Below are 20,414 nucleotides of genomic sequence, written 5' to 3' on the forward strand. Positions count from 1 at the left end.
TTTAACTTCAGGCAGGTTACAATAGTTTCCAGTAAGTATTCTGGAGGCTGCATCCATGACACAGGCAAACCTGAGCGAAACTCTGTTCAAACCCCGCTTTAAACATCCTGAAACCTCGACGCTTGTCCGTCGTTTTAATCACGGTTCGCAATCACCTGTGCAGTCGGCCCTTGATGGTAAAACCATTCCCCACTGGTATCGCATGATTAACCGCCTGATGTGGATCTGGCGTGGTGTTGATCCGCGTGAAATTCTTGACGTCCAGGCGCGTATTGTAATGAGCGATGCCGAACGTACCGACAGTGATTTATACGATACGGTGATTGGTTACCGTGGCGGTAACTGGATTTATGAGTGGGCCACCCAGGCGATGGTGTGGCAACAAAAAGCCTGTGCGGAAGAAGATCCGCAACTCAGTGGTCGTCACTGGCTGCATGCGGCGACGTTGTACAACATTGCCGCTTATCCTCATCTGAAAGGAGATGACCTGGCCGAGCAAGCGCAGGCTTTGTCAAACCGCGCCTATGAAGAGGCCGCCCAACGCCTGCCGGGCACGATGCGGCAAATGGAGTTTACCGTACCGGGCGGTGCGCCAATCACTGGCTTTTTGCATATGCCGAAAGGCGATGGCCCGTTCCCGACAGTATTAATGTGTGGTGGTCTGGATGCGATGCAGACGGACTATTACAGCCTGTATGAACGTTATTTCGCGCCGCGCGGCATTGCGATGCTGACTATTGATATGCCGTCGGTGGGCTTTTCTTCAAAATGGAAGCTCACCCAGGACTCCAGCCTGTTGCATCAGCACGTCTTAAAAGCGCTGCCTAACGTACCGTGGGTGGATCACACTCGCGTCGCGGCCTTTGGTTTCCGTTTCGGCGCTAACGTTGCTGTGCGTCTGGCATACCTTGAATCGCCGCGTCTGAAAGCGGTTGCCTGTCTTGGTCCGGTAGTTCATACCCTGTTGAGTGATTTTAAGTGCCAACAACAGGTGCCGGAAATGTATCTTGACGTTCTGGCGAGTCGTTTGGGGATGCATGATGCTTCCGACGAAGCGTTGCGCGTGGAGTTGAATCGCTATTCATTAAAAGTGCAAGGATTGCTGGGACGTCGCTGCCCAACGCCAATGTTATCAGGCTACTGGAAGAACGATCCGTTCAGCCCGGAGGAGGATTCACGCTTAATCACTTCGTCATCTGCTGACGGTAAATTATTAGAGATCCCATTTAACCCGGTGTATCGGAATTTTGACAAGGCACTCCAGGATATCACTGACTGGATCGAAAAACGATTGTGTTAAAAATTTGCTAAATTTTGTCAATTTGGTAAAACAGTTGCTTCACAACAGGAGATCGCAATGACGTTACCGAGTGGACACCCGAAAAGCAGATTGATCAAAAAATTTACCGCACTAGGCCCATATATTCGTGAAGGTAAGTGCGAAGATAATCGATTCTTTTTCGATTGTCTGGCTGTATGCGTCAACGTGAAACCCGCGCCGGAAGTGCGTGAGTTCTGGGGCTGGTGGATGGAACTGGAAGCGCAGGAGTCCCGTTTTACCCACAGTTACCAGTTTGGTCTGTTCGATAAAGCAGGCGACTGGACGAGTGTTCAGATAAAAGATGCCGAAGTGGTTGAGCGACTGGAACATACCCTGCGTGAGTTTCATGAGAAGCTGCGTGAACTGCTGACGACGCTGAATCTGAAGCTGGAACCGGCAGATGATTTTCGTGATGAACCGGTGAAGTTAACGGCGTGAGTGAAAAGTGCCGGATGCGATGTTAGAGCATCTCTTCCGGCCTGAAATATTGGTTTTCGTAGTTTTCGTAGGCCGGATAAGGCGTTCACGCCGCATCCGGCAATATTCATTAAAACTGATATGTCATCCCAACCGCGACAATATCATCATTATTAATACTCAATTTGTTATCGCTATCCAGTTGGTTGATTTTATAATCAACAAATGCCGACATATTTTTGTTGAAATAATACGTAGCACCGACATCAATATAATTAACCAGCTCCTCATTACCGATACCTTCAATATCTTTCCCTTTCGATAAGACATAACCCAGCGACGGACGCAGACCAAAGTCAAACTGGTATTGAGCAACCGCTTCAAAGTTCTGTGTTTTATTAGCAAAACCGCCAGATATTGGCGTCATTTTACGTGTTTCAGAATAGAAAGTTGCAAGGTAAATATTATTGGCATCGTATTTCAGACCTGTTGCCCATGCTTCTGCACGCTTGCCTGTGCCACGGCTTTGTAGGTTTTGTTCGTTGGTGCGATCGGAGTTGGTATAGGCCCCACTGATGGCGAAATCGCTGCCGCCAAAGTCATATGTCAATGACGTGCCGAAGCCATCGCCATTTTGTTTTTTAACGTCGCGGTTTTCGTTTTTCCCTTGATATTGCAGGGTTAAGTTCAGACCATCGATAACGCCGAAGAAGTCGGTGTTCCGATACGTCGCCAGACCGCTGGCGCGCTTGGTCATAAAGTTGTCGGTCTGCGCGGAGGAATCGCCACCAAATTCCGGGAACATATCGGTCCAGGCTTCCACGTCATACAGCGCGCCCAGGTTACGACCATAGTCGAAAGAACCCACATCTTTATATTTCAAACCGGCAAAAGCGAGACGCGTTTTTTGCTGCGCAGTATCACTCTCTGCTTTATTACCGGCAAACTCTGCTTCCCAACGACCATAACCAGTCAGTTGCGCGTTAATTTGTGTTTCGCCTTTAAAACCAAAACGGATATAACTTTGGTCGCCATCTTTACTGTCATTATCACTCATATAATGCATGGCTTTAACTTTGCCATAAACATCCAATTTATTACTGTCTTTGTTATATATTTCTGCGGCCTGTACGGATACAGATGCCACAATGCCCATCACCATTAATGCCAGAGTGCTCTTTTTCATTTTCATTCCTGATTTTAATTAACGCGCGAATATTCAGCGGGAGTGTCCCGTTGAAAACAGGAAGTTTTTTAACCTGAGATTGTTAAAGATATATTACAGATTAATAATATTCTTAAAATGTGGTAATTTATTAAATATGTAATAAAAATGTAAACAGCTGCCGTTACGCTTGCTGATCCCGCGCAACAAAAAGCCATGCTTTACTCGCAGATGGTTGGCAACTGGCGACAGTCCTGCTAAAACGTTCGCTTGATATCATTTTTCCTAAAATTGAATGGCAGAGAATCATGAGTGACAGCCAGACGCTGGTGGTAAAACTCGGCACCAGTGTGCTAACAGGCGGATCGCGCCGCCTGAACCGTGCCCATATCGTTGAACTTGTTCGCCAGTGTGCGCAGTTACATGCCGCCGGGCATCGGATTGTTATTGTGACGTCGGGCGCGATTGCCGCCGGACGTGAGCACCTAGGTTACCCGGAACTGCCAGCGACTATTGCTTCGAAACAACTGCTGGCGGCGGTAGGGCAGAGTCGACTGATTCAACTGTGGGAACAGCTGTTTTCAATTTATGGCATTCACGTCGGGCAGATGCTGCTGACTCGTGCTGATATGGAAGACCGTGAGCGCTTCCTGAACGCCCGCGATACCCTGCGTGCGTTGCTCGATAACAATATCGTTCCGGTAATTAATGAGAACGATGCTGTTGCGACTGCAGAGATAAAAGTTGGCGATAACGATAATCTTTCGGCGCTGGCGGCGATTCTGGCGGGTGCCGATAAACTGTTGCTGCTGACCGATCAAAAAGGTTTGTATACCGCTGACCCGCGCAGCAATCCGCAGGCAGAACTGATTAAAGATGTTTACGGCATTGATGACGCACTGCGCGCGATTGCCGGTGACAGCGTTTCAGGCCTCGGAACGGGCGGCATGAGCACCAAATTGCAGGCCGCTGACGTGGCTTGCCGTGCGGGTATAGATACCATTATTGCTGCGGGCAGCAAGCCAGGCGTCATTGGTGATGTGATGGAAGGCATTTCCGTCGGTACGTTGTTCCATGCCCAGGCGACTCCGCTTGAAAACCGTAAACGCTGGATTTTCGGTGCGCCACCGGCGGGTGAAATTACCGTTGATGAAGGGGCGACTGCCGCCATTCTTGAACGCGGTAGTTCCTTGCTGCCTAAAGGCATTAAAAGCGTGAGCGGCAATTTCTCGCGTGGTGAAGTCATCCGCATTTGCAGCCTTGAAGGTCGTGATATTGCTCATGGCGTTAGCCGTTACAACAGTGATGCATTACGCCGCATTGCCGGACACCACTCGCAAGAAATTGATGCAATACTGGGATATGAATACGGCCCGGTTGCCGTTCACCGTGATGACATGATTACCCGTTAAGGAGCAGGCTGATGCTGAAACAAATGGGCATTGCCGCGAAGCAAGCCTCGTATAAATTAGCGCAACTTTCCAGCCGCGAAAAAAATCGAGTGCTGGAAAAGATCGCCAATGAACTGGAAGCACAAAGCGAAAGTATCCTCAACGCTAACGCCCAGGATGTTGCTGACGCGCGTGCCAATGGGCTTAGCGAAGCGATGCTTGACCGTCTGACACTGACGCCCGCGCGTCTGAAAAGCATTGCTGATGATGTGCGTCAGGTGTGTAACCTCGCCGATCCGGTGGGGCAAGTGATTGATGGCGGCGTGCTGGATAGCGGCCTGCGTCTGGAGCGCCGTCGCGTACCGCTGGGGGTGATTGGCGTGATTTATGAAGCGCGCCCGAACGTGACGGTTGATGTCGCTTCGCTGTGCCTGAAAACCGGTAACGCGGCGATCCTGCGTGGTGGCAAAGAAACCTGTCGCACTAATGCTGCAACAGTGGCGGTGATTCAGGACGCCCTGAAATCCAGCGGCTTACCGGCGGGTGCGGTGCAGGCGATTGATAATCCTGATCGTGCGCTGGTCAGTGAAATGCTGCGTATGGATCAATATATCGACATGCTGATCCCACGCGGCGGTGCTGGTTTGCATAAACTGTGCCGCGAACAATCGACGATCCCGGTGATCACTGGTGGTATAGGTGTCTGCCACATTTACGTTGATGAAAGTGCAGAGATCGCTGAAGCCTTGAAGGTGATCGTTAACGCGAAAACTCAGCGCCCGAGCACGTGTAATACGGTAGAAACGTTGCTGGTGAATAAAAACATTGCAGATAGCTTCCTGCCCGCATTAAGCAAGCAAATGGCAGAAAGCGGCGTGACGTTACACGCTGATGCAGTTGCGCTGGCGCAGTTGCAGGCAGGCCCCGCGAAGGTGGTGGCTGTTAAAGCCGAAGAGTATGACGATGAATTTCTGTCGTTAGATTTGAACGTCAAAATCGTCAGCGATCTTGACGATGCCATCGCCCATATTCGCGAACACGGCACGCAACACTCCGATGCGATCCTGACCCGCGATATGCGCAACGCCCAGCGTTTTGTTAACGAAGTGGATTCCTCCGCTGTTTACGTTAACGCCTCTACGCGTTTTACCGACGGCGGTCAGTTTGGTCTTGGGGCAGAAGTGGCGGTAAGCACGCAAAAACTGCATGCGCGCGGCCCGATGGGCCTGGAAGCGCTGACCACTTACAAGTGGATCGGCATTGGTGATTACACCATTCGTGCGTAAATAAAACCGGGTGATGCAAAAGTAGCCATTTGATTCACAAGGCCATTGACGCATCGCCCGGTTAGTTTTAACCTTATCTCCCGTGATTCGCACTCGTGAACATGTCCTTTCAGGGCCGATATAGCTCAGTTGGTAGAGCAGCGCATTCGTAATGCGAAGGTCGTAGGTTCGACTCCTATTATCGGCACCATTCAAACATCTCCCCAAGTCTACTAAAGTCTTTCAAAACCCCTTATAATCCGCGTATTAAAGCCCCGTTCGTCTTTTGACGTCTACTAAAGTCCCTCAAAATCTACGGTCAGATGGGGGTACTTATGGGGGTATTTGCTGTTCGGTTTAGTGGAGGTACCCCCAAGTGAAACTCAATGCCCGTCAAATAGACACAGCCAAGCCAAAAGAGAAGGCTTACAAGCTGGCCGATGGTGGCGGTTTGTATCTCTTGGTAAAACCTAATGGAGGTAAATACTGGCGACTTAAATATCGTGTAGCTGGTAAAGAGAAGCTATTGGCACTAGGTGTGTATCCTGAGGTTACTCTAGCCGATGCTCGGGCAAAACGTGAAGATGCGAAAAGAGGTATCGCTGGTGGTATCGATCCGATGGAAGCGAAACGAGAGGAAAAGATTGCCCGGGAAACGCAGTTAAACAACACCTTCAAAGATATTGCCCTTGAGTGGCACAGCAGCAAATTAAAAAAATGGTCTGCTGGTTATGCTTCAGACATCCTCGAAGCCTTCAACAAAGATGTGTTCCCTTACATTGGCAAAAAACCAATCGCCGAAATCAAACCACTTGAACTTCTGAATGTGCTGCGGCGCATCGAGGGGCGCGGTGCGACAGAAAAAGCCAAAAAAGTGAGGCAACGGTGCGGGGAAGTTTTCCGCTATGCAATAGTCACTGGTCGCGCAGAGTATAACCCTGCACCAGACCTTACTAGCGCGATGCAAGGCCATGAATCTAATCATTACCCTTTCCTTACAGCTAAAGAATTACCTGATTTTTTCAAGGCATTGTCCAGTTACTCAGGAAGCGCATTGGTTGTTATGGCGGCTCGTCTACTGATTATCACCGGCTTGCGGACTGGCGAACTACGTGGCGCATTATGGGATGAAATTGATTTCAACAAGGCTATCTGGGAGATACCCGCTTCACGTATGAAAATGCGGCGGCCTCATATTGTGCCATTGTCTGAGCAGGCTCTTTCGCTTATTGGGAAGATTAGAGAAATAACAGGCAATTACCCTCTTATGTTTCCCGGGCGCAATGATCCAAGGAAAACAATGAGTGAGGCCAGCATAAACCAAGTGTTTAAGCGCATTGGCTACGCTGGACGTGTAACTGGTCATGGGTTCCGACACACTATGAGCACGATTTTGCATGAGCAGGGCTATAACACCGCGTGGATAGAAACGCAGCTCGCTCACGTTGATAAGAACTCAATTCGTGGCACATACAACCATGCGCAATATCTGGATGGACGGCGGGAGATGCTTCAATGGTATGCCGACTATATGGATGCGCTGGAGAAGGAGGAGAACGTTGTTCATGGTTCGTTTGGGAAACGAGCTTAACTGTATGAATAGACAGTGTTAAGCAATGGTAGTAGACTTATGTAGACGAACAAAGAATAGGCTATGTCTAGGCTGATCCCCGAAAACCCGTACACCCCTACGGGCTGGCATAGCCGTCAGAATTAGGGGGCGCGGGGTGGCGTATGGTGAGAGCCAAAAAACAAGATTTAGCATGGTTTGATATTAGTAATTATGAATTTTTAATTGATTTAACCTTGCCGGACTTGATTCAAGAATTAGAGTGGCGCGATTTTTTATTGCGTCATGCAAAAGATGACACTGCTATATTCAAAGAAGAGTACGATATAAAATATGAAAGGATTTTTTCGGGCGATCCTAACCTAACCATTCTCAATGAAGAAGAGGAAGAGGTTGAAGAATTTATTCGCAAAGTAAATGATGAAGCCCCATCATTAAGAAATGAGTACGATGATCTTCCCTCATTATCTTCAGCTATGGGGGTTAGTCCAGTAACATTTTCAGAGCTGGCCATGTACTCTTTCTCATCGATAGATCAAGGCTTTTTTAAAAGAGACGAAGAGGATTGCTACCTCAAGGCAAACGCTATGCTTGCGAGTGTTACTGGAAACCTAAGTAATTGTTCCCCTAACAGCATACTCGTTTCTATAGATTTAGATGACGCCACTGATGACGAAATTATTACCAGCCTGACTCACCTTCTACCTCTATGGCGAAAAGAGTTAAAAGTACCAGAGAGAGAGCATGTCGCTCAGAAAAGGATTGGATTAAAGACCCTCCAGAAGTTGATATCTAATAGAGTGATACCTATTGTTGATCTGCTGATTTGGGGTGAGAAGTCAGGTAAGGAAGTGAGCAATCCGATGATTTCTGCCTTGGTTTTTAGTGATGATCCGAAAGATACGCAGGCTATTAAGGAATCAATAAAGCCTTTTGCACTTGAATCCATAAGCGAGAGATACACCCGCTTGCTTCAGCTTTATGTAAACAAAGACAGAGAAATGAGCTTGATAAAAATATCTGATTTAATGAGTAGAGATTTATAGCAAGCAAAATCCTACGTAAACGTTTTAAGTAAATTTCGCGATTTCCGCTTTGAATACGCTACTGTGTATTTCAAAGCGGATAATCTTCTCAAAAAAATATTTTATTTTTATCCGCTATCACCCATTCACCGGTTTGTTTAATCTCCTTTCTGTCTACTGATGTCCATTAAAGAAGATGACAGAATATAGGAGTAAACATGTCTCAATCATTTATTCGTCTTTCTGAGGTTCAACGCCGTACTGGTTACAGCAAAGCGTGGATTTATCGGCTCATCAAAGAACAGCGATTCCCTCAATCTGTAAAGATTGGAAGCCGATCAATTGCGTTTATTGAAAGTGAAATTGAAGAATGGATTAATCAGCGCATCGCTGAGTCGCGTGGCGAGGTAGCGTAATGAATAAGAAAAACCGCCCATTACAGGCGGCTAATTCAGATATTCGCGTATCTGATGTTACGCCCCTGACAAAATCCCTTCAAGCACCAAAGCGCACACCGAAAAAGCATCGCGCCCGAGTCTATATGCTGCGTACTGGTATAGAGGGATGGACAGAAAATGACATTCTTCGCTACTGCCGTCTGTCTTCTGGTCGTAACTATGCAACAGAGTTAGAACGCCAGCTTGGAATCACTCTGGAGCGTATCGACGAAAAGAATCCTGATGGTATCGGAACACACCTTCGCTACCGTTTCTCCTGCCGTGGTGATGTTCTGAAAGTGATCACTCATGTTAACCATCTTGCGAACATAAATGATCACAACGGACTTTCTCAGCAGGAAATTGCCGACATTCTGAAACTCTACCCGGACGCGTTTAACGCCGCCTAACGGAGACTGAAAATGAACATCGAAAAAAGCAGATTAATTTCTGAGGCTGCCCCTCATCTGAACGCCTCTCTGGGCACAATTAACGGTAATGAATTTGCCGCAATTGTCCCGGTTATTCCTGGTCATATCGGTGGGCGTGAAACCAATATTGTTAGCGCAAAAGCGTTACACAAAGCGTTGGGCGTGGGAAAAGACTTCTCTACATGGATCACTGATCGCATCTCTGAATATGACTTCACCATTGGGCACGATTACTCAGTCCATAAAACAATTTCCCCAAATTTGGGGAAAAGCCCGAATGGCGCGGCTTACAGCAAGATTAAGCAGTCTGGCAGACCCGGCAAAGACTATCTGTTAAGTGTCGGAATGGCGAAAGAACTGGCAATGATCGAACGCAATGATCAGGGTCGCGCTATCCGCCGTTATTTCATCCAGTGCGAGGAAGAATTACAGCGTAGCGTGCCTGAAATCGCCGCCCGCTATCGTCGCCAGCTAAAAGCCCGTATCAGTGCCGCAAACAACTTTAAGCCAATGTGCGATGCGCTGAATATGGCCCGTGCCGAGCAGGGGAAAACGACGCAGCAACACCACTACACAAACGAGAGCAATATGATTTCTCGTATCGTTCTTGGTGGGCTAACTGCTAAGCAGTGGGCGCGGATAAATGGCTATTCTGGCGAACCTCGCGACCATATGAACGCAGAACAGCTTGAGCACCTCTCATATCTCGAAAGCACCAATATCACGTTAATTGATATGGGCATGGAATATGAGCAGCGTAAAGGAGAACTCACCCGCCTGTCGCAACGCTGGCTCGCCAAGCGTCTGGAGGTGGTCAATGTCTAAGCCAACAGGAACACCACAACCACAAAAACGCTACAAAGATGCCCACGGAGCACTCGTTACTGTCGAAAGCGTGTCTCACAACCGAGTGACGTTTTATCGCGACGGGTATCAATCGCCATGCGTACAACCGCTGGCACGTTTCATGAAGGAGTTCGCGGAGGTTAACAAATGCTAACCGTCCAGAAGAAGACATTTTCACTGGCTGGCATGTCGCCAAAATCCAGCAATATGACGGCAAAGTCAGGCATTAATACAGCAGATACAAGCAAAGTTTATCATTTGCTGGTGGTCGGAACGGATGCCTTAACCATACCAGAAATCTCGGGCGATGATATTAGCATTGAGAAGGTCAGCGGCTGCGCCAGAAAATTTCTGGTCGTAGATGATGTCTTCCGCTCGTGTAGTGACTCCACAAAAACATTCGTCCACGCGCGTGACGTTAACGAAATGAGCACGATGTACTGTGCTTCTGGTTCTTCCAATAGTGAGTTTTCGGAGTCCATAAAAAAGAGCTTGCCGTTATGCGGCAACACGGTTTATGGTTATAAGGCACCTCATAAAACGGGTGCCGGGTTTCGCAGCCCGGAAATGTACGAGGCGACACATGACGCGCCGAGCGTCTTTTTTTGTGCCGTTAGCCAGACTCACACTTTTTTCAGTGATGTGGTTATAATCCGCGTCGCTTGCAAAATTATGGTGGGCTGGACAGGGCAGCCGAAAGGCTGGCCGGTTTCCTTGTACGCCGGTACTGCGAACTCTGTTCAGTCCACCACCAGCGAGTTTCGCAGCTCCGGTGGTGGGAAGAATTCCCAGTACAAGGAGGCTGCCACATGCTGGCTACTACCCCTACCCAAAAAACGCAATTTATCTGGATTATCGCCGCAGTTCGCCGCGATTGCCCGACAATTACCGCCAAAATTCATCATATTGCTGCCGAGTCTGAACGCGATGCTCGCCGTTCTCTGGTGCGCGATCACGTCTGCTTTTTTGCTGGTCGTATCCGCATGGAGGTGGCACATGATTAAAACCTACGATGTGCATATGGACCCCCTCGAACGCACAAGCCAGATCATCACACTGACAGAAGTGATTAACGACATTCTGGTGAGCAACTCTCCCTCACGAGACGAAAGACTGAAGGCGTTACTCGCGATATTGGACCTCGCCGTTCGCGACGTTCATTTCCTGCTGGAAGGTGGCGAAATGCCAGGAAAAACGGGGGCAACCAATGAATAACTCAATTAATACCCCTCGCCTTACGTCCGCACTTCAATTAATCGAGCAAGCAGCGGCTGTCCTGGTTGCTGTCAGTCTTTCGGCTGAAGAAATGGACGCTGCTGATGTCGTGGATGCGATTAAAGCGTGCTCATCTTTGGTTAACGATGCCCGTGCAGAGCTGGTAATTCTTGGGGGTGAAAAATGAATATCAACTTAATTTATCGTCATCCGTGTGAGCTGGAAATTGAATCATTGCTGGGGCGCGAAGAGCCATATCCAGACACATTCACTCCCGCAGATTGCGCGACTGAACGGCTTACCAGAGCGCGCACAGGTCTGGTTCATGTGATGAATGAGATTGTTCCCTCGGTGGGAGGGGAACAGGCGACAGTAATCAATAGCTGGCTACAAAAAGTTACCTCCCTGATAGATATCGGTTTAATCGATGTGGAGAGTGCGAAATGACCAACATCCAGCTCATTGAAGCGCAATGTCGCATCGAACAGGTTCAGACTGTTTTAGGGTTCTGGCTTGAAGGGGCCAGCCCCAGCAACAGAGACAAGTTAATGATTGGCGCGGTTATGTCACTGCTCAATGGCGTACCAGAAGCTATTCAGGAAGCGGACGAATTGTTGGGCAAATATGAGTTACAGAATCATTCAGGCGAGGCGAAACATGAATAATTTCTTAACTTTCCATGCAGAAGCAACGCCTGACGGCGTAAACATCATGTACCGCAGCAACGATGGCATGACAGAACGCGTTGAGGCCGTCTCATATATTGATGCCGTAAATCGTCTGGATGCCGGGGATTATGACGATAAACCAGATGAAGGTATGTCAATACATCTCGCTATTGCCGATGGCGGCAACCAGGGATATTTCGATTACACATCACAGCATAACGTCATTATGTGGAGATGGCTGATCGCAACAGTATTCATGCTGGAAATGAGAGAGGAAAACGGCACTGTCAGCATCATTGATGATACTGGCAATCCTTCCGAAGTGGCTGTTTATTCCAACGGCATCGTCGCCATGCCGCTGTATCCAGTAGCAGAGCGCCTCGCTATGGCAAACAACATTGAGGGCGCGATGATAGAACGTTTTGGCATCGAGTCTGGCACAGAACGCGCCATCATTTTCTACAGAGCCATGATGGATGTGGAACAAGGAGCACTGACTCCATTTGGTCGTGAAACGCTTGCTGAACTTCACAACAGCTTTATAGCTGAACTGAATGAAAACGGCATGCCAGCGGAACCAGTGACGCACTGAGGATGGAGCCATGATTACTAAAAATTTCCGACTAAATGCGCTGGCAAATAAGTATGCGTCGGCACTGTATAACCACATTACCTCCACCAGCGGCGGGGACTATTTCATGGTTGATGCGGACGGCGAGGCCGTCCGTGTGGAAATCGTCAATGGAGTAAAAGGCGTTCGCAGCCTGATCGATAGCTACACACTGGCAGCCATGAAAGTGTTCTACCCGCAGTGGGAAACCGTGGGGATAGAGCTTCTTGATCGTTGCGTCACTAAGGACGGATTGACTGACGTCGGGCGTGAGATATGGCAAAGCATGGTTAATGACATGGGCGCAACTGTAGCGGGAGGTTCTCATGCGTGAAAATGCAGAAATGGCGCTTAGCTCCGCAATCGGAGAGCAGGTGGCAAAGATTGCTGGCGCTGTGTGGATTCATAACCTTCATTCTACTGGTGAAGAGAAAATGGCAATTCAGACGCCAGAGGGACGCACCATTACTACATCTCTGAAGCCGTCAGATGTTTGTGATCTGATTTGCGCATTCATGTACCCAGCAATGAGGACTGTCCACGGCGATAAGTGGAAACTTGCGACAACCGCTGAATTTGATATGTGGCTAAACAATGATGGCATGCTGACTGATTACGGAATAACCAAGTGGCAGATGCTGGTTAGCCATATCGCAAACGCTATAGACCACGTGGGGTACGGTGATGCGAAACATTGATCTTATCCGTCAGGTTATCAGTGCGTCTGAAAACAACTGGCCTCATGTGCTGGGCTGCCTGAACATAAATGTCCCTGACTCTCCGCGCCGTCATGCTCCCTGCCCTGCATGTGGGGGCAAAGATCGATTCCGGTTCGATGACAACGGGCGCGGTAGCTTCATCTGTAATCAGTGCGGCGCTGGTGATGGGCTGGATTTAATTAAACGCGTAAATAACTGCGACACAACAGAGGCGGCGCTTCTTGCCGCTGATGTTCTGGGTATTGATTACCGGACAACGGAAACACCAGAAGCCACCAGCCAGAAACGGGAACAACTGGAAACCGAGCGCCAGCGACGCGAACAGGAGCGCCTGAAAAGGGCAGAGAAGGACGAACAACAAAGACGGGATACGTTTTCCCGTCAGTTTGATGACATGCGCAGAAAGGCTGTAAACGGTAAATCTGATTATCTGGTTGCGAAAGGGGTAGGTGATTTTACATTCCCCGTGTTGCCCGATGGATCTCTGTTGCTGGCGCTGGTGGATAAATCCGGCGCAGTCACAGCAGCACAGACTATTACCTCACATGGTGAAAAAAGACTCCTGACAGGTTCAGCAAAACGGGGAGCATATCACGCCATAAACGCACCAGAAACAACACAGAGCATCTTAATCGCAGAAGGGCTGGCAACGGCATTATCTGCCCATTTAATTCGTCCAGAGGCGCTGACAGTGGCGGCGATTGATGCCGGGAACCTGTTATATGTCGCCCAGGTACTGCGGGATAAATATCCTTCAGCACAAATCATCATTGCTGCGGATAACGACCACAGCGAAGGAAGACAAAACACGGGGAGAATAGCAGCAGAAAAAGCAGCTTTATCTGTTTCTGGATGGGTGGCATTACCCCCGACAGATCACAAAGCAGACTGGAATGATTACCACCAAAAACACGGCATTAAATGCGCCACAGAAACGTTCAATAAGTCAATGTACCAACCACAGGGTAATGGCGTGAAACAGGAGCCACAGACCATTGAGGGAAGCGATTTTAAGGTTATGGATACCGACCCACTGAAACCAAGAATAGAAAGCCGCGAGGATGGTATTTATTGGGTATCTCCGAGAGCTGACAGCCAGAGTGGAGAAATCATCAATAACGAAAGCTGGTTATGTTCGCCGTTAAGCGTTATCGGTACTGGCAGAGACGATAAAGACCAGTATCTCATTCTTCGCTGGCTGTCGTTTGGTTCTGAAACGCCGACAACCGCTGCCATTCCACTGGCTGATATTGGTGAACGTGAAGGATGGCGCACACTTAAAGCTGGTGGGGTAAATGTCACGACCAAAAGCAGCCTCAGAGCAATACTGGCAGACTGGCTACAACGCAGTGGCTCTCGTGAATTGTGGCGTGTTGCTCATGCCACTGGCTGGCAATGCGGAGCGTACATCATGCCTGATGGGGAAATCATCGGAACACCTGAAAATCCTGTGCTGTTCAGCGGGAGAAGCTCAGCCGCAGCCGGATATACCGTCTCAGGGAGCGCGAAAAGCTGGCGTGATAACGTGGCGCGTCTGGCCTTTGGTAACTATTCAATGATGACCGGGATCGGCGCAGCACTGGCAGCGCCATTGATTGGGCTGGTGGGCGCTGACGGGTTCGGCATTCATTTCTATGAGCAGTCGAGCGCAGGTAAGACCACCACGGCAAACGTGGCGAGCAGCTTATACGGCAACCCTGATTTACTGCGGCTGACGTGGTACGGAACCGCGCTGGGGCTGGCAAATGAAGCCGCCGCCCACAATGACGGACTAATGCCGCTTGATGAAGTTGGTCAGGGCGCTGATCCTGTCAGTGTTTCACAGTCTGCCTATGCGTTATTTAACGGTGTAGGGAAACTGCAAGGCGCTAAAGATGGTGGAAACCGGGATCTAAAACGCTGGCGTACAGTGGCAATCAGCACCGGAGAAATGGATTTAGAAACATTTATCGCTACTTCCGGGCGAAAAACCAAAGCCGGACAACTGGTGCGACTGCTGAATATTCCGTTGAGTAAAGCAGTACGCTTTCACGATTACCAGAACGGAAAACAGCACGCAGACGCACTGAAAGACGCTTACCAGCATCACCACGGCGCAGCCGGGCGTGAGTGGATTAAATGGCTGGCAGACCACCAGCAACAGGCAATTAAAACTGTTCGTGACTGCGAAAGCAGATGGAGAAGTCTGATCCCATCCGATTATGGTGAGCAGGTTCACCGTGTAGCCGCGCGATTTGCCATTCTGGAGGCCGCATTGCTGTTAGGCGAGGTTGTAACAGGCTGGGATGCTCAGACATGCCGTGATGCGATACAGCACAGCTATAACGCATGGTTGCGCGAGTTCGGCACAGGTAACAAAGAACATCAGCAGATTATTGAACAAACGGAGGCATTTCTTAATGCCTATGGGCTTAGCCGTTTTGCACCATTTCCATACAGCCCGGCAGATTTGCCCATCAAAGATTTAGCCGGATACCGTCAGCGTGGAGAACATGACGAAAGCCCAATGATTTTCTACACATTCCCGGCCACATTTGAAAAGGAGATCGCATGTGGTTTCAACGCAAAACAGTTTGCTGAAGTGTTGAAAAAAGCCGGGATGCTAACCCCACCAAACAGCGGTCGTGGATACCAAAGAAAATCACCACGTATTCAGGGACGACAAATAAACGTTTATGTACTCAATTACCAGCCAGGAGATTACAACTCATCTGAAGAATGAGCTTCTTCATGTGCGTAGAAAAGGCGTTGGTTCAGTTGGTTCAGTTGGTTCAATTTGTAAAGAGTGTTGTTTTATAAGGATTTTATTCTTTTTATTGAACCAACACTGAACCAACAACACGGTATTTTGAACCAACACAATGTGACTGAATTGATGCGCACAACACCTGGCTGGCATCAGAGAGTGTTTTACGAGACTTTCGTAAAATCCTGTGTACAAGGGCGTGACGTTTTTGAAAGTGAGCACTACGAAATTTTCGTAGTTCAGAAAACAGCCCCTGAGAAGTTGTTATGCCTGTTCAGCAAACCATCCGCATAGCTGATCGCGAATCAAATTACCAATGGAGCCAGAAGCAAGGGCAGAACTGGAAAGCGCCTTCCGTGAAGAGTAATGCGACACCATAAATATAGTTTTTAGAGTCCATAAAAAACCTGTCAAAACCTGACACACAGAACGATGCCACCAGCTACTGAGCGGTGGCATTTTTTTGTGCTATTTGTTTCATATTTTACAATCACGATGATGAATATTGCGATTTATGAAACTATAATAACTGTTGTTTTATACAGTTCTAAGGGGGCGTTATGGCTATTTCAGTAAAGCCGGTATTGATAAGTGAGAAGCAAATGGAAGCGATAAAGAAAATTCAGGAAGAGCAGCGTAAAAAATCAGGAATTGGAGTAGCGCCAACTCTGCATGAAATTGCACGAGGGTTAATAGATAAGGCGCTGGCAGGCTGTATGTGAAAATGGATGGCATCGCATGGAACTAAAATTTATTGATAACCCTGTGCGATTACAGGCCTTTCTTAACGAGCCTGGCAATACCGAAAATATTGTTGAGCCGGGGCACACGTACTACATCAAGCCTGATGCGGTATATCTCGGTATCTACGAAGGATTGGTGCTGGCTGGCGTTCATGAAGTGCGTAACTTCTGGCATAGCATTGTTGAATGCCATGCGGTGTACGACCCCGGATTCCGTGGTGAATATGCACTGCAAGGGCATCGATTATTCTGCAAATGGCTTCTCGAAAACTCACCATTCCTTAACAGCATTACCATGGTTCCTGACACCACCAAATACGGACGGGCAATTATCCGTTTGCTTGGCGCTACCCGTGTTGGTCACCTTGATGATGCTTATATCAGATGTGGTAAACCCGTCGGCGTAACGCTTTATCAGTTAACTCGGCAACAATATAAGGAATTCAGCGAATGTTAATTACCCATATAGCTCATAAACATCTCAATCGTGCCGTATACGAAAAAGGCGGTGATGGTGGTGCCTCTAAAGCTCAGGCGAAGGCCCAGCAGCAGGCAATTGATTTGCAGCGCGAGCAGTGGAATACGGTGATGAATAATCTCAAGCCGTATGCAGAAGTCGGATTGCCTGCTTTACAACAACTACAAGGACTGATGACTCTGGAAGGGCAGAATAAAGCCGCGAATGATTTCTTTGGTTCTGGTTTATATAAAACACAGGCAGATCAGGCCCGTTATCAGAACCTTGTCTCAGCAGAAGCTACCGGGGGGCTTGGCTCAACAGCTACCAGTAACCAGTTATCTTCCATTGCGCCCATGCTTTATAACAATTGGCTTAGTGGGCAAATGCAAAATTATGGAAACCTGCTAAATGTCGGGATGAATGCGGCATCAGGGCAGGCAACAGCAGGGCAAAACTACGCCAATAATACCGGGCAACTCTTGCAGGGGCTTGGCGCTATTCGTGCAGGTCAGGCGCAGCAGCCATCCAGTCTTGCGCGTGGTATTGGTGGGGCGGCATCAGGCGCTTTAGCGGGTGCGCAACTTGGTTCCGTTGTTCCGGGTATAGGTAATGTCGCCGGGGCTATTGGTGGTGGGCTTATTGGTCTTGTTGGGGGGCTTGGATTCTAATGGCGACATGGCAACTTGGCGGGCTGCCTAGCATGGCACCGCAAAATGATAATGCTCCTCGTTCTTCCGTTCCTCAGCCTGTGCAGTATCAGCAGCAGCCAAACGTAGGTTTAATGGCGCTACAGGGGCTAAGAGGCGTTGCTGAGATTAATCAGCAGGCACGTCAACAACAGCGTAAAGCAGAGTTTCAGAAAGCATATGCCGGGGCTTTTGAGTCTGGAGACAGAAACAAAATGCGCAGTCTTATTTCTGAGTATCCAGAAGAATTTGAAAGCGTTCAGAAAGGGATGGGCTTTATTGATGACGACCAGAGAAATTCTATTGGTCATCTTGCGACTAGTGCTCAAATCGCATCTTCGCTCGGAACTGGGGCATTTGGAAAATTCATAGCAGATAACGAAGATGAAATGCGTCGCTTGGGAATTTCTCCTGAGTCTGTTGCCGAAATGCATGTTAATGATCCACAGGGATTCCAGCGGCTTGCTGGTAGTATGGCACTGTTTTCTCTCGGTCATGAGAAGTATTTCGATATCAAAGATCAAATGGAAGGTCGGGATATTGAGCGTGGCAAGTTGGCAGAAACAATCCGCAGCAATCAGGCTGGCGAAGCACTTCAGGCGAGAGGGCAGGATATTAGCCGAGCAAATGCGTTAACGTCAGCATATGCACCAACAGCAGCAATGCAGAATTACAATCAGTACGCTCAAATGTTAAAGGCGGATCCAGAGGGGGCGGCGGCATTTGCGGCAGCGGCTGGAATTAATACAAACGCCAAAAAATTAATGAGTGTTAGAGAAAACGATGATGGCACTGTCACAAAATACTACACAGACGGAAGTGAAGAGCAGGGAAAACTAAACCAGCCAATATCTGGAGATGGGTTTCGTCCAATAGCTTTGCCAACAGCCCAAAAGATCATGGAAAAGTCGCCAGAAGGGGCTAAAAAAGCTGCTGGATTTGCATACAGGGTTAGGGATGCTCTTGATTCAATAGATACACTGAGAGACCAGCTTAGCCCACAGCGAGTGGCGATCATTAATAATGCTTTGGGTAATGGGACGCTGGCTAACTTAACGCTCAGCCCAACAGAGCAGCAATACGTTGTTAATGCTAATGACGCAATAATGGCAATACTCCGTCAGGAAACAGGGGCAGCTATCGCACCTGCTGAAATGTCAAAATATTATCAAATGTATTTCCCTCAGCCTGGCGACTCCACAAAAACCATTGATACCAAGCGCCGGAAGATGGAAAACCAGTTCAATTCGCTGAAAGCTGCTTCTGGTCGAGCTTATGATGCTTTGCGGGTTATTTCAGCAGTTGACAGAGGAACTTCTTCTTCGTCGCAGACATTGCCGCAATCTGAGCAGGTATCACAGCCAGCAGCCAGCAGTAACTTTTCTTCACTATGGGGTGATTAATGGCTAAAGCATGGAAAGATGTTATCGCCTCTCCACAGTATCAGGCGTTAGCACCAGAACAAAAAGCGCAGGCTCAGGAGCAATACTTCAATGAAGTCGTTGCCCCGCAAGCCGGAGAAAGTGTAGAGCAGGCTAAGCAGGCTTTTTATGCTGCCTATCCACTACCATCAACGAATGAAATAGACCGATCCCAATCAGCAACTCAAAATATTCAACATACATCATCTGATAATTCTCTTGCGTCAGGGTATGCAAAGTTAGCTACTCAGCAAAGAGAGGGGCTTGAGCGTTCAGCAGAACAGGGAGCCAGTCTTGGGGCTGCGATGCGCGATGCTATAACAGGCGAAAGCCGAATGACTCCAGAGATGGAGAGACTGCAAAATGTCGCCTCTGCCCCAGAATTGAACTCACTAAGCATGGATGCCCTAAAGGCTGGATGGTCTCAACTTTTCGGCTCTGACGCGTCTCAGGAAAAGATTCTTCAGGGAATGGGGGCGACATTAAGGCAGGATGAGAAGGGGAATACTATCGTTTCTCTGCCATCAGGTGATTATGCCCTGAACAAGCCGGGTTTATCACCGCAAGACCTGACTTCGTTTCTTGCTAATGCGTTGGCGTTTACACCAGCTGGCAGGGCTGGAACGGTGCTTGGTGCCATAGGAAAATCAGCAGCTACAGATTTAGCACTACAGGGAGCCACTAGCCTTGCTGGTGGAGAAGATATTGAACCGTTACAAACGGTAATTTCTGCTGGCATTGGTGGTATTGGTAAGGGGCTGGAAAATACAGCGAGTGCGGTTTCGAGGGCTGTTCGTGGTGATATGTCGCCTGAAGCAAAGGCTGCTGTCGACTTTGCATCGGAAAGAAATCTGCCGTTAATGACCAGTGACATGCTGAAAGATAAAACCTTTATGCAGAGTCAGGCTCAGACATTAGGCGAAAGAGTTCCTTTTTTTGGAACCGGTAAGAATCGGCTGAATCAACAACAAGCACGAGAAAATTTAGTCAGAACATTTAGCGATGGTCTGGGTGGCATTTCTGATAAACAGCTTTATGAATCTGCGACTAAAGGGCAACAAAAATTCATTGAGGCAGCAGGAAAGCGATATAACCGCATAATTGACGCTATGGGGGATACCCCTGTCGATCTCTCAAACACGGTAAAAGCTATCGACAATCAGATTGCCGTGTTAAGCCGCCCGGGCAAATCTCAGGATAGAGCCGCGGTAAAAGTCTGAACCGCCCCGGTTTTCCTGGAGAGTATTTTACCTGTGAACTCAGGCTGCCAGCTCATCA

General features: G+C 48.5%; 23 protein-coding genes, 1 tRNA gene and 1 pseudogene. 24 read left to right on the forward strand and 1 reads right to left on the reverse strand.

The window, feature by feature from the left end:
* Positions 1-55 precede the first annotated feature (55 nt).
* A complete protein-coding gene (gene frsA, locus A7090_RS01175; RefSeq protein ID WP_105272713.1) occupies positions 56-1,300 on the forward strand; it encodes an esterase FrsA in 1,245 nt (414 codons plus the stop codon).
* 57 nt (positions 1,301-1,357) lie between these two features.
* Positions 1,358-1,759: a sigma factor-binding protein Crl gene (gene crl / locus A7090_RS01180; protein WP_105272714.1), complete on the forward strand. Its 402-nt coding sequence runs from the start codon at positions 1,358-1,360 to the stop codon at positions 1,757-1,759.
* A 109-nt stretch (positions 1,760-1,868) separates the two neighbouring features.
* Here crl and phoE read toward each other — a convergent pair whose 3' ends face one another.
* On the reverse strand, positions 1,869-2,924 hold the full coding sequence (gene phoE / locus A7090_RS01185) for a phosphoporin PhoE (protein WP_105272715.1): 1,056 nt from the start codon (positions 2,922-2,924) through the stop codon (positions 1,869-1,871).
* A gap of 287 nt (positions 2,925-3,211) precedes the next feature.
* On the opposite strand from phoE, the gene proB reads away from it, so the two are divergent.
* From proB to A7090_RS01300, 22 genes and pseudogenes are all read left to right on the forward strand, one after another.
* Positions 3,212-4,315, forward strand: a complete 1,104-nt coding sequence (gene proB / locus A7090_RS01190) for a glutamate 5-kinase (RefSeq protein ID WP_105272716.1) — start codon at positions 3,212-3,214, stop codon at positions 4,313-4,315.
* An 11-nt stretch (positions 4,316-4,326) separates the two neighbouring features.
* The gene (proA, locus tag A7090_RS01195; protein WP_105272717.1) at positions 4,327-5,580 is read left to right on the forward strand and encodes a glutamate-5-semialdehyde dehydrogenase; all 1,254 of its coding nucleotides are present in this window, start codon (positions 4,327-4,329) and stop codon (positions 5,578-5,580) included.
* A 114-nt stretch (positions 5,581-5,694) separates the two neighbouring features.
* A tRNA-Thr gene (locus tag A7090_RS01200) sits at positions 5,695-5,770 on the forward strand.
* 165 nt (positions 5,771-5,935) lie between these two features.
* Positions 5,936-7,150 (forward strand): tyrosine-type recombinase/integrase, encoded by a 1,215-nt coding sequence (locus A7090_RS01210; RefSeq protein WP_019841421.1) that lies wholly within the window; start codon positions 5,936-5,938, stop codon positions 7,148-7,150.
* A gap of 143 nt (positions 7,151-7,293) precedes the next feature.
* Positions 7,294-8,175, forward strand: coding sequence for a DUF6387 family protein (locus A7090_RS01215; protein WP_019841420.1), 882 nt, complete (start codon positions 7,294-7,296; stop codon positions 8,173-8,175).
* Between the two features lie 197 nt (positions 8,176-8,372).
* Positions 8,373-8,570 (forward strand): helix-turn-helix transcriptional regulator, encoded by a 198-nt coding sequence (locus tag A7090_RS01220; RefSeq protein ID WP_000083330.1) that lies wholly within the window; start codon positions 8,373-8,375, stop codon positions 8,568-8,570.
* The gene (locus A7090_RS01225) at positions 8,570-9,001 is read left to right on the forward strand and encodes a hypothetical protein (protein ID WP_021542405.1); all 432 of its coding nucleotides are present in this window, start codon (positions 8,570-8,572) and stop codon (positions 8,999-9,001) included. The genes A7090_RS01220 and A7090_RS01225 overlap by 1 nt, the downstream gene beginning before the upstream one ends.
* A gap of 12 nt (positions 9,002-9,013) precedes the next feature.
* Positions 9,014-9,847 carry an antA/AntB antirepressor family protein gene (locus tag A7090_RS01230; RefSeq protein ID WP_021542404.1) on the forward strand — a complete coding sequence of 278 codons (834 nt, stop codon included), beginning with the start codon at positions 9,014-9,016 and terminating at the stop codon, positions 9,845-9,847.
* A complete protein-coding gene (locus A7090_RS01235; RefSeq protein WP_000042977.1) occupies positions 9,840-10,022 on the forward strand; it encodes a DUF4222 domain-containing protein in 183 nt (60 codons plus the stop codon). Before A7090_RS01230 ends, A7090_RS01235 begins: the two co-directional genes overlap by 8 nt.
* Positions 10,016-11,083 carry an ash family protein gene (locus tag A7090_RS27210; protein WP_021542403.1) on the forward strand — a complete coding sequence of 356 codons (1,068 nt, stop codon included), beginning with the start codon at positions 10,016-10,018 and terminating at the stop codon, positions 11,081-11,083. Before A7090_RS01235 ends, A7090_RS27210 begins: the two co-directional genes overlap by 7 nt.
* Complete coding sequence (locus A7090_RS01245) at positions 11,076-11,270, forward strand: hypothetical protein (protein WP_001065738.1); 195 nt, start codon at positions 11,076-11,078, stop codon at positions 11,268-11,270. Before A7090_RS27210 ends, A7090_RS01245 begins: the two co-directional genes overlap by 8 nt.
* Positions 11,267-11,530: a hypothetical protein gene (locus A7090_RS01250; protein WP_001024675.1), complete on the forward strand. Its 264-nt coding sequence runs from the start codon at positions 11,267-11,269 to the stop codon at positions 11,528-11,530. The genes A7090_RS01245 and A7090_RS01250 overlap by 4 nt, the downstream gene beginning before the upstream one ends.
* Positions 11,527-11,748: a hypothetical protein gene (locus A7090_RS01255; protein WP_000181940.1), complete on the forward strand. Its 222-nt coding sequence runs from the start codon at positions 11,527-11,529 to the stop codon at positions 11,746-11,748. The genes A7090_RS01250 and A7090_RS01255 overlap by 4 nt, the downstream gene beginning before the upstream one ends.
* Complete coding sequence (locus tag A7090_RS01260) at positions 11,741-12,343, forward strand: hypothetical protein (RefSeq protein WP_001058743.1); 603 nt, start codon at positions 11,741-11,743, stop codon at positions 12,341-12,343. The genes A7090_RS01255 and A7090_RS01260 overlap by 8 nt, the downstream gene beginning before the upstream one ends.
* A gap of 10 nt (positions 12,344-12,353) precedes the next feature.
* The gene (locus tag A7090_RS01265; RefSeq protein ID WP_000628966.1) at positions 12,354-12,695 is read left to right on the forward strand and encodes a hypothetical protein; all 342 of its coding nucleotides are present in this window, start codon (positions 12,354-12,356) and stop codon (positions 12,693-12,695) included.
* Positions 12,688-13,059 carry a hypothetical protein gene (locus A7090_RS01270; RefSeq protein WP_001208878.1) on the forward strand — a complete coding sequence of 124 codons (372 nt, stop codon included), beginning with the start codon at positions 12,688-12,690 and terminating at the stop codon, positions 13,057-13,059. The genes A7090_RS01265 and A7090_RS01270 overlap by 8 nt, the downstream gene beginning before the upstream one ends.
* Positions 13,046-15,802, forward strand: coding sequence for a TOPRIM and DUF927 domain-containing protein (locus tag A7090_RS01275; RefSeq protein WP_020231445.1), 2,757 nt, complete (start codon positions 13,046-13,048; stop codon positions 15,800-15,802). The genes A7090_RS01270 and A7090_RS01275 overlap by 14 nt, the downstream gene beginning before the upstream one ends.
* Before the next feature lie 584 nt (positions 15,803-16,386).
* Entirely contained in the window at positions 16,387-16,548 is a 162-nt protein-coding gene (locus A7090_RS26095; RefSeq protein WP_001018524.1) for a hypothetical protein, read from the forward strand.
* Positions 16,549-16,564: 16 nt separating this feature from the next.
* Positions 16,565-17,026 (forward strand): DUF2824 family protein, encoded by a 462-nt coding sequence (locus tag A7090_RS01285; RefSeq protein ID WP_001468271.1) that lies wholly within the window; start codon positions 16,565-16,567, stop codon positions 17,024-17,026.
* Positions 17,020-17,697 (forward strand): hypothetical protein, encoded by a 678-nt coding sequence (locus A7090_RS01290; protein WP_000909175.1) that lies wholly within the window; start codon positions 17,020-17,022, stop codon positions 17,695-17,697. The genes A7090_RS01285 and A7090_RS01290 overlap by 7 nt, the downstream gene beginning before the upstream one ends.
* Positions 17,697-19,118, forward strand: a complete 1,422-nt coding sequence (locus A7090_RS01295; RefSeq protein WP_019841349.1) for a phage DNA ejection protein — start codon at positions 17,697-17,699, stop codon at positions 19,116-19,118. Before A7090_RS01290 ends, A7090_RS01295 begins: the two co-directional genes overlap by 1 nt.
* Positions 19,118-20,353 (forward strand): annotated as a pseudogene (locus A7090_RS01300) (injection protein); the annotation flags it as partial. The gene A7090_RS01295 and the pseudogene A7090_RS01300, both read left to right, overlap by 1 nt.
* Between the last annotated feature and the right edge of the window lie 61 nt (positions 20,354-20,414).

Source organism: Escherichia sp. MOD1-EC7003 (genome assembly GCF_002965065.1).
In the GTDB taxonomy this organism is placed as follows: Bacteria; Pseudomonadota; Gammaproteobacteria; order Enterobacterales; family Enterobacteriaceae; genus Escherichia.